General features: G+C 58.5%; 11 protein-coding genes. 1 reads left to right on the top strand and 10 read right to left on the bottom strand.

Annotated elements, in window-relative coordinates:
• Positions 1 to 169: 169 nt before the first annotated feature.
• The 4 genes from CW742_RS02795 to cfbC all read right to left on the bottom strand — a co-directional run bounded on the left by CW742_RS02795 (position 170) and on the right by cfbC (position 3,629).
• Positions 170 to 580, bottom strand: coding sequence for a hypothetical protein (locus CW742_RS02795; RefSeq protein WP_292416163.1), 411 nt, complete (start codon positions 578 to 580; stop codon positions 170 to 172).
• Between the two features lie 113 nt (positions 581 to 693).
• Positions 694 to 1,815, bottom strand: coding sequence for a nitrogenase component 1 (locus CW742_RS02790; RefSeq protein ID WP_292416162.1), 1,122 nt, complete (start codon positions 1,813 to 1,815; stop codon positions 694 to 696).
• Positions 1,808 to 2,851, bottom strand: a complete 1,044-nt coding sequence (locus CW742_RS02785) for a nitrogenase component 1 (RefSeq protein WP_292416160.1) — start codon at positions 2,849 to 2,851, stop codon at positions 1,808 to 1,810. The genes CW742_RS02790 and CW742_RS02785 overlap by 8 nt, the downstream gene beginning before the upstream one ends.
• Positions 2,817 to 3,629 carry a Ni-sirohydrochlorin a,c-diamide reductive cyclase ATP-dependent reductase subunit gene (gene cfbC / locus CW742_RS02780; protein ID WP_292416166.1) on the bottom strand — a complete coding sequence of 271 codons (813 nt, stop codon included), beginning with the start codon at positions 3,627 to 3,629 and terminating at the stop codon, positions 2,817 to 2,819. Before cfbC ends, CW742_RS02785 begins: the two co-directional genes overlap by 35 nt.
• Positions 3,630 to 3,805: 176 nt before the next feature.
• Between cfbC and CW742_RS02775 the strand changes: the two genes are divergently transcribed.
• Positions 3,806 to 4,147: a GlpM family protein gene (locus CW742_RS02775; protein WP_292416159.1), complete on the top strand. Its 342-nt coding sequence runs from the start codon at positions 3,806 to 3,808 to the stop codon at positions 4,145 to 4,147.
• A 1-nt stretch (position 4,148) separates the two neighbouring features.
• Here CW742_RS02775 and CW742_RS02770 read toward each other — a convergent pair whose 3' ends face one another.
• The 6 genes from CW742_RS02770 to CW742_RS02745 all read right to left on the bottom strand — a co-directional run bounded on the left by CW742_RS02770 (position 4,149) and on the right by CW742_RS02745 (position 9,318).
• Positions 4,149 to 5,606 carry a TrkH family potassium uptake protein gene (locus CW742_RS02770; RefSeq protein WP_292416157.1) on the bottom strand — a complete coding sequence of 486 codons (1,458 nt, stop codon included), beginning with the start codon at positions 5,604 to 5,606 and terminating at the stop codon, positions 4,149 to 4,151.
• Between the two features lie 60 nt (positions 5,607 to 5,666).
• Positions 5,667 to 6,047 carry a desulfoferrodoxin gene (locus tag CW742_RS02765; protein WP_292416155.1) on the bottom strand — a complete coding sequence of 127 codons (381 nt, stop codon included), beginning with the start codon at positions 6,045 to 6,047 and terminating at the stop codon, positions 5,667 to 5,669.
• Between the two features lie 16 nt (positions 6,048 to 6,063).
• On the bottom strand, positions 6,064 to 7,248 hold the full coding sequence (locus CW742_RS02760; RefSeq protein ID WP_292416153.1) for an FprA family A-type flavoprotein: 1,185 nt from the start codon (positions 7,246 to 7,248) through the stop codon (positions 6,064 to 6,066).
• Between the two features lie 4 nt (positions 7,249 to 7,252).
• Positions 7,253 to 7,414: a rubredoxin gene (locus CW742_RS02755; protein WP_292416151.1), complete on the bottom strand. Its 162-nt coding sequence runs from the start codon at positions 7,412 to 7,414 to the stop codon at positions 7,253 to 7,255.
• Positions 7,415 to 7,515: 101 nt separating this feature from the next.
• Positions 7,516 to 8,052, bottom strand: a complete 537-nt coding sequence (locus tag CW742_RS02750) for a hypothetical protein (protein ID WP_292416149.1) — start codon at positions 8,050 to 8,052, stop codon at positions 7,516 to 7,518.
• Complete coding sequence (locus CW742_RS02745) at positions 8,053 to 9,318, bottom strand: AAA family ATPase (protein ID WP_292416147.1); 1,266 nt, start codon at positions 9,316 to 9,318, stop codon at positions 8,053 to 8,055.
• Between the last annotated feature and the right edge of the window lie 150 nt (positions 9,319 to 9,468).

Here is a 9,468-nt window from a genome sequence, read left to right as displayed (position 1 = left end):
CGATACCCGCTGCCCGGTGCCGGATATCATACGAAACCGGCGGGACAGGTGGGCTTCTGTGTCGCATGATCATCTGTCGCAGAACTATTAATGTTGCACGCTTTCCGCCGTAAAACAAGAATGAGGGGAAAGGAAAGGGGATGAGAGGGGAGGAAAAACCGGGATGTTGTCAGACTGCGGCGCCAATGGTCTGCTGACCATCCGTTACTCTTCGGATCCTGACGAGTGGGGCTTCGGGTATCCGCACGATGACCGCAAGGCGTTCCTTGCCATAGAGCACGGCCTTGAGCGAAGAGAGGGAGAGGGTATAACTGCCCAGCCCGAACAGGTCGATGTTCAGGGCTTTGCCGGATACCGAGACCTGCGCAAGGCCCCGGGTCTGGCCCAGGAAATCTCCCCAGTTCCGGGTAAGGTCCTCGACCTGGACGTGGACCCTGCCGGTGACCGCCCGGATCAGGTCGGAGCGCCGGATTGCGTACCGGTTCCCGAGAATGTGGAGCTCGACAATCCCGTGGGGGACGCCATCGCTGTCAACTGCCTGCGACCTTGTTGCCTGGAGATATCCTGCTTTTTCCATCATACACGACCACCTTCTGTCGTATACGGGCGTTGATCCTGACGGTATATAACCCCCCGGCGTGCGCGGGGTGAAAGTGAAACGCCGTCGGAGGGATGATGGAATAAGAGAACAGATCAGGGTTTTTTATCCATACAGGAGTTCAGCACCGACTCCATGAACGAGAGCGTGCCGTTGATGCCGGCAAGCGGTGCAGGATAGATCCTGACCCGGCCCCGGAGCGGGGGAATGATCCCGGTAAATGCTTTCTCTTGGGAGAGCGAGCGTTCGAACGACGAGCCGATCACAAGATCCGGGTCATGGGTCGCGATCAGCTCGCGGACCCGCGACAGGCTGGATACCTGCTCAGTCCTGAAACGGCTCTCGCCGGGTACATTCCGGGTCCCGATGCAGCAGATCTCCGCGTCGAGGTAGGTATGGAGGGCTTCTGCGGCAAAGAGGGCATACGAGGAGCCCGCAAAGATGGCAGTGGACGGGGGGTCATACCGCTGGAGAAACTTGTCGCATGCCCGGACAAGGCGCTCCTCCTGTTGCTCCAGTTCCGCAAAGACCGGGTCGCAGTCGGCACCATCAATGGCATCGCCAAGCCGGGTGAAGGTCTCACGGACTCCCGTAAGTCCCAGTATCCCCCCGAGGGTTTCACCGACACCGGAGGGGAAATCCCCGTTGGTGCCGATAGTGTATGGGGCGGCATGGTATACGCGATCGAGAACGTCCGATGAGAAGACTGTTGCCACCGGGACTGACGCCATGCCAAGAAGTCTTCTTGTTTCCTGGATGTTTCCGGCAGCGAACGGGTCAAAGAGGCAGGCCCCGTCGATATTGACTCCGGGGGTTCCCGGGTCGATTCGGGGTTCAAGTATGCTGATGGCCTTTGCGTATCCGGTCTCGATATCCCCGGCAAAGCCCGGGCTGTCGACAAGGATCACATCATGTTCATCGAGCATGGACCGGATGTCTTCACCAAGGAGTGCCGGAACGCAGGTCGTGATGACTGCGATCCGCTTCCCCGTTCCCGACAGGCTGCCGATGACCTCCTGGAGCCGGTCCTCCGACCCGAAGATCACGTCATCCTCGAGGATGAATGTGCCATGGAGCGGGGCATGGAGGAGGGTCGTGGGATAGTAGTAGCACCCGCTGGAACCGTGGATAACAACCGCAATCCCGTCGAACCCGGCAAGACAGGCAGCAGCACCGGTCATGGCGCACGGCCAGAGAGGGTTGTCGCACTCAGGCATGGGCAGCCCTCCTCCAGCGGTGGAGCATCCGCTTTGTCCCGGCGGTCCCTACCGCAGCGCTTACCGGAAGGCGGGCGCACGTTCCCGGGGTGCCCATAACCAGGTCCAGCGCAGCAGCCAGTTCCTCGGCCGCAAGGAGTTCGTCCTCCCCGGAGTGGAGACGGTCGAGGGAGACTTGTACCTGCCGGAGATCGGAAAACTGGCCAAGCATCTCTTCCTGCCGCAGGCACTCCTCCCTGAGCGCTTCCTGCCCGTCGATGCTACAAAGGGCTGCAACTTCACGAATGAACGAGAGGGTGCCGGAGAGCCCGTGGGGGAACGAGGCTATATACGGGGTGCCGAGCCGGTTTTTCAGGTACTCCCCCACGGGGACAAGGGCCGGGCTCCGCATGATATTGAGTTCTGCTCTCCCAAGCCGTGCAATCTGTTCCCACCCGAGGTTGTGGACGAACCGGAGGTTCACCGGGAGGTGCAGGAGCGAGATGAGCCGTTCGACCTCCCGGTAATTCTCCTCTACCTCGAATTCAAGGTTCATCTCCCCGATGATGTTTACACAACGTTCCTTCTGGCAGGGCTCTGCCGTTCCCGCAAGGGCGATGAGGGCATTGTTCATCCCGTCCTGGAACGTGCCCCCGAGGAACCCTGCCGACGGGATGGAGACCACCGGCACGCCATAGTCTTCCAGGCAGACAGCACTGACATCGTCCCCGATCGTCCCGACAACACAGGTCGAGAGGACAACAACAGCCCGGACACCTTCCTGTCCCGCAGCGGATCCGATCGCCTTCCGGAGGGCATCCTCCCCCCCGAAGATCACCTCTTTTTCTGAGAGTCCCGTGGAGAGGAGGCTCGGGAGGACCGCATGGTCGTTGTCAAGCCAGCTGGCATGGAGAAGGGAGACATTGTGGTGGCTGCATCCCTTCGGCCCATGGACCACGGTGACCGTGTCGCGGAGATGGGAGGTCACCGATATCGCCCCGGTGAGCGTGCAGCCGCCGAGCCTAGAGGAATTCGCGGGCAAGGGATTCGAGGTCATCAATCTCCAGAGGAGTGGGGATGGTGAGGTTCGTGTTCTCCATGATCCTTCCTGCAAGGGAGCGGTAGTGGCCGGCCTGGGGCGAATCAGGGGCAAACTCGATTACGGTCTGGCGGTTTACCTCGGCCTGCTGGACAACATGGTCGCGGGGGATATACTGGACCATCGTGCTGTTGACCCGCCGGGCAAACTCGGAGACGAGTTCCTCCTCCCGGGGCTGGCCCTTGGCATTGCAGATCACCCCGCCAAGGCGGCACTTGCTCTTCACCCGCGAGGCCAGCCTCTGGACTGCCTTGCAGATGTTGTTTGCCGCATACAGGGACATCAGTTCGCCGGAGGTGACAAGATAGATCTCCTGCGCATAGCCCTCCCGCATCGGCATGGCAAAGCCCCCGCAGACAACATCGCCGAGGACATCGTACACGATGACGTCGCCGGAAAGCGCCCCGAACTTTTCGAGCAGCTGGAAGGTGGCAATAATCCCCCGGCCGGCACAGCCAACGCCCGGTTCGGGCCCGCCCGCCTCCACGCAGCGGATGCCATTGTAGCCGGTAAAGACGACATCGTCAAGGGAGACATTCGCATCGCCCCGGACCCGGACAAGGTCCATTACCGTGGGAATAAACCGGCCCTGCATCAGCATCCGGGTGCTGTCCCGCTTGGGGTCGCACCCGATCTGGAGAACGGAGAGATCCCGGTGGGAGAGCGCGGCAGAGAGGTTGGCCGAGGTCGTGGACTTCCCGATGCCTCCTTTCCCGTACAGGGCGATCTGCTTCATCATCATAGCATAGGGCGGCAATTTATATTAGATCTCCTGATGTTAACAAAAGTAAAGTTGCGCCGGAATGGTGACCGTGAACGGTTACCGTGAACGGTTTTTGATACTATCGTGCCGCGAGAACCCCTCGGATATGCACAGGTATTAAACAGAAAGAGTGGTGACCCTTAGATGTCATGGATTACCTGCAGGCCCTGGTAAAATTCATTGTCGGGGGGAGCATCATCGTCGGGGTAACGTATCTTGCCCAGCAGGTGAACCCGAAATATGGGGGCATCCTTGCCGCCGCACCCATCATCACCACCATCGCGTTCCTGTTCACGTACAGCGAAGCGGGGATCGACACGACCCGCCAGCTTGTTCTCGGGACATTCTTCTTTGCCATCCCTTCAGTGATTTTTCTTGTCGCACTGTACTTTTTCACCAGCCGTATGGGCCTGCTGGAGGGTCTTGCCGGGGCATATGGTATCTGGCTTGCCTCGGTGCTCGTTGTCAGCCGGCTCATCCCCGGAATCTGACCTATTCCGGGCCCCGAATCAGCGAAAGGAAGAGGATAATAACCGGGATGACCTCCAGTCTCCCGATCCACATCACGAGGATGAAGATCCATTTCGAGATGACCGGCATATCGGGCATGACGTACCCGGTGTTGATACCGCAGGTGGAGAAGGCCGAGACCACCTGGAAGACGATCTCTGTTAAGGAGAACGTGGTGATGTGGTACTGAAGGACGGCAAGGGATGCTACAAAGATGATGATGACAGAGAGGATGATGACAAGCATGTTCTTTGCGGTCTCCAGCTCGGCCGTGTCCCGCGGGACAACACGCCCCTCTACCCGGAACGGGACAAGAACCTTGCCGCTGACAAAGAGCCGGCGGAACCACCACAACAGCGCCCGCACACCAAAGGCTATCCTGTCCAGTTTGATTCCCCCGGCTGTACTGCCGGCAGCGCCCCCGATGAACGTCAGCATGGCAAGGAAGAGGATCGTGACACCGGCCCAGGTCTGGAGATTCACCGTCTGGAACCCGGTTGTCGTCAGGGCCGAGGCTGCCATGAACAGGCCCTGGAGCAAAGCGGCAGGCAGGTCAGTATCGGAGAAGAGCGCGAGGTCGTAGACCAGCACCGCCGTGCCGGCAAGGAGGAGGAGAAAGAAGATCTTAACCTGCTCATCGCCAAACAGGCTCAGGCGACGGTTTTCCAGGATCAGGAAATAGAGCTTGAAGGGCAGGGCACCCGCGATCATGATCGGGATAAGGAGGAGCTGGAGGACCACGCTGTCATAGTGCAGGACACCGCCTGCATGCAGGGTGAACCCGCCGGTAGAAATTGCCGAGAGGGCAAGGTTCACCGATTCCCAGAGCGAGAGACCGGTAAAAAGGATCAGGCCGATGGCACAGAATGTGAGTACGGCATAGATCTTCCAGAGGGACCGGCCCACTGCTGCAACGGCTGGCATGAGTGACTCGTCCCGGCTTTCGTCACGGAAGATCCGTGACCGGAACAGTCCGGTGCTGCTGGCCAGCGCCACCGTAAAGGCGATGATCCCGATCCCCCCGATCCACTGCATGTACGACCGCCAGAAGAGGAGCGTGTAGGGGGCGGTATCCACGGACCGGATCATCGAGAAGGCCGTGCCCGTCCACCCGGCCATCCCCTCGAAAACCGCGTCGGTGAAACTCATGTGCAGGCCCAGCATGAACGGTATCCCGCTCACCACGGCGCAGGCTAACCAGAAGAGGGCGACCGAACACATCGCCATCGAGAGCCGGCTCCCCTTGGAACTCCGGGGGAGCTGCCGGAAGAAGAGACCGGCAACAAGGAAGACGGCCGGGACAGCGGCCATGGGCAAAAACATCTCCCACTCGGAAAAGATGATGCAGACAAGGAGGGGGAGGCACGTCACCGGCGCAATGAACGTGAAGATATCGCCGAGATCGGCAAGGGTTGTCGAGAGATGTTCAAGCCGGCGCATTACTAATGGGTTACCGCCGGAATCTATTAGTATTTGCCTGCGAAGGCAGGAAAAAGGGGGTTACAGGCTGCTTGTCCAGAGCCCGTGGACATTGCAGAATGCCCTGACCTTGACATGGTCTGCCTTAACAGGGAACTCTGCCTCCGGCGCCTGGCCGGGCTTCAGCCCGTGGACGTACAGGTTATCCCCGGAGATAACCTCGATCCACTGGATGTAATGCTTCTCCTCCATGGGGTGGGGGACGGAGCCGAGTTTCACCCGGATCCCGTTTGCTGTCCTCTCGATGACCGGTACGTGCTTCTCTTTACCAGCATCGTCAGTCTTTTCCACCTGCAGGTTCATCGGCTGGCCGCAACAGACCAGTGTACCACCGGAAGGGCTTACCACCATGGTCGTATTGCCGCACACTCCGCATTTGTATACCTCAAGGATTTTGGTCATACAGGATTCCTCACAGTTATAAAATACCGATCTCCTTATGTTTCTTTGCAATATCATCGGCAAGCCGGTTGATGGCGACAATATCAGCCTCTCCCGGGAGCCCTTTGATGACAACCGGCTCGATCACCTCGACCCTGACATGGTCCAGCATCTTGACAATGGTCTCGGCCGCTTTCCCGCCCCAGCCATAGGACCCGATCACCGAAGCAAACCTGACTTTGGGTTTCAGGGCATTGGCAAGGTAGGTGGCATAGACCACCTGGGGGTGTGGCCCGAAGAGGACGGTCGGCGTCCCGACCACGACCGTTGCCGCGTCCACGAGGGCATAGGCCAGTTCGCCGATATCCGTGTGCGAGAGGTTGAACGGTTTGACCTCTACACCCCGCTGGATGAGCGCCCCGACCAGGTGGTCGACCAGGACCTGCGTGCTCCCGTGCATGGAGACATAGGGAAGGACGACCACGTTCTTCACGGTGTCCGAGACCCAGTCCTCGTACGCATCGAGCATGAACTTCGGGTTCTTGTTGATCGGGCCGTGGCTCGGCGCAATCATGACGGGGTCCAGGTCCCTCACCTTCGGAATGTACCCTTTGATGCTGTTCCGGAACGGCATCATAATCTCGGCGAAATACCGTTTTGCGGACCGGTATGCCTCTGCCTCATTGGTGATGTACAATTCGCTCGTTGCCTGGTGGAACCCGAAGAGATCGCAGGGGAAGAGGATCTTGTCCTCAACAAGGAACGTAACCTGCGTCTCGGGCCAGTGGGTCCACGGCGTGAGGAGGAATTTTAACGTCTTATTCCCGAGAGAGAGGGTCTCCCCGTCCTTTATCACCATCACGGACTCTTTTGGGATCTGGAGGAGGGCAACGAGAAGGTCGCGGCACTTCTCGTTGGTCACGACTTTCGCCCTTGGGTACATTTCCAGCACCATGGGCAGGGAGCCCGCGTGGTCCTGCTCGGCATGGTTGATGATAATGTAATCGATCTGGTCGATCCCGAGCTTGATGAGGTTGACGATGAGTTCCTCCTCTTTCTTTAAGTCGACCGTGTCGATCAGGGCGGTCTTCTCGCTCCCCCGGATAAGGTACGAGTTGTAGCTCGTCCCCTCCGGAAGGGGAATCAGCTCGTCAAAGAGCCGCCGGTCGAAGTCCAGGGCCCCGACCCAGAAAACATCTTTTGCAATCTCTCGTGAGACCATGGTATCATCCCGCCTTCACGAACTTGCTCTTCTCGGCAAAACAGACCGGACACTGCCAGTCGCCGGGGAGCTCGGAAAAATCCTTTCCGGGGGCAAGGTCCAGGAGAATATCCCCTCTCTCCGGGTCATAGACATGACCGCAAATCGTACAAACGAACCTTTCCATAAAAATACCTCAATCCAGGTATTACAGAGTGGCGCCATGCGCTAAAAAATGGTTTCGATATTACCATCGTGCCAGCCGGGAAAAACAGGGGGCTGGCGGAATCAGACGGGATTCTCGTACACCTGGTACCGCTCCGTGAAAAACCGGAACGAGGTGTTCTTCTTTACTGCTGTTTCAAGGGAGAACGATTTGAGGATCTCGAACATGAAATCGATCCGGGAATCGAACTTTCTCGGCATCCGCATATTGAAGTCCTCCTTGGTCAGGTCGTCGGTATTTCCGGTCTCCGTGATACCCAGCTCCTGTGCAAGGGATCCGGCAATCCCGGCATAGTACCAGCTCTCGATCTCGCGGATCACGATGACAATTTTCCCCCCGTCGATCTCGCTGAACCGGTAGTACAGGATCTGCTTCTTGTCCCTCACCGACCGTTCGTTGTCAATATCCGCGACAAAGATGTAGTCGTTCTTCATCAGGACAACGCTCTTTAAGAACCGGTTCACCTTCTCGCGCTTGATGCAGGCATAGGGAATGATCTCCACGGAATCATACCGGGGGGCAATCAGGGGTTTGATGAGCCGGCCGAAGAACCGGACATCGTCCTCACCCTCCACCATGATGAACAGGCGCTTCTTCATTCAGATTCCCAGCAGGTTCTGGATATAGAGTTCCTCGATGCCGATCTCGTTCTCGAGGAACGTCCGCACTTCCTCCTTGTCTGCCGGCCGGGAGACAATCGAGAAGCCCTCGTTGTCCCGCGAGATGAGGAGGATATCAGCAAGTCCCGTGTGCCGGACAACCTCGGAACTGTGGGTGGTGAGGAGGATCTGCTTCTTTTCTGATGCCTCCTTCATCATGGCGATCAGGCGCCCGACCAGGAACGGGTGGATGTGGCTGACCGGCTCCTCGATGATGATGAACGGCTTCTCCTCGAAATAGAGCGCGATGATGAGGGCAAAGATCACGATCGTCCCGTCCGAGAGCGAGGAGGCCGGGAGGTCCCGTTCCTTTGCATACCGTTCCCGGAGGGTGAGGATGAGGGAGACGTCCATGAACTTCTGGACCGAGAACTCCTCCACGAAGGGCAGGGTGTCCCGGAGGAGATTTGAGAACTTGCGTTTCTTTTCCGGATCTTCAAGGATCCGCTTCAGCACGAGGGCAAGGTTTCCCCCGTCCGGGTCCAGTTCGCGCTTCCCGGTGATGACCGCCCCTTTCTTTGGGAGTTTCGGGTCAATATCGTATACCGCTATCCGGTCAAAGAATTTGTCGAGGTGGGGGAGGGGAAAGCCGTAGATGGTTTCTAACAGGAGCGTCTTCTCCGGCAGCTGCTTGTTCCGGAAGAAGACCGGGATGATCTCCTCCTCACGGAGCGGACAGCCCTGCGGTATGGTGACCGAGTACCGGATCCTGCCGTTCTCGCTCTCGATTACAATCTCCCCCCGCCCGATAGGACTGTCCTCGACAACCGCTGTCCCGTTACGCCGGCAGGCCGAGAGATCGCACCCGATCTCGAGCCGGTCCCGGACAATGGAAAATTCGTCCTGGTGGCCGGTGAACCGCAGCGCAAACTCGTACTGGGAGTCGCAGGCCCGCATTCCCAGCAGTGCCGGGCCCTCTCCCGTGTTCTCCACGTACTCAAGCGTGCTCTCGGGAACGTACCGGACGCGGACAACCAGGTCGCGTGATGTGCCGATCTTTGCATTCCGGAGATAGTCCGCACCGCCCTGCATCGCAATCGCGTTCACGACTCCCGCGGTGGCAATGTCCCTCAGGAACCGGAAGATGCTGATGAAGTTGGACTTCCCCGCCGCGTTTGACCCGATCACGACATTGAACCGGGCAAGGTCGATGTCGAGCTCGGAGAAACTCTTGAAATTTTCCACGTGGATCTGCTGGATCGGCATACGTATTCCCTACGACATCGTCACCCTGGAACAAAAAGAAGGTATTGGTTGCGGGAAGGAGGAGGATACACCCTCATTTCCCCTTCGGGCGGAGGTTTAAGAGATCTGCCCACCGGAGGAGTGCATGCGAGTTGTGGGAAGGAAATACTC

This window comes from Methanoregula sp. (assembly GCF_002835825.1).
Classification (GTDB): Archaea; Halobacteriota; Methanomicrobia; order Methanomicrobiales; family Methanospirillaceae; genus Methanoregula.
Note: the sequence above shows the minus strand (reverse complement) of the source record. Positions and strands in the feature narration are given on the sequence as shown.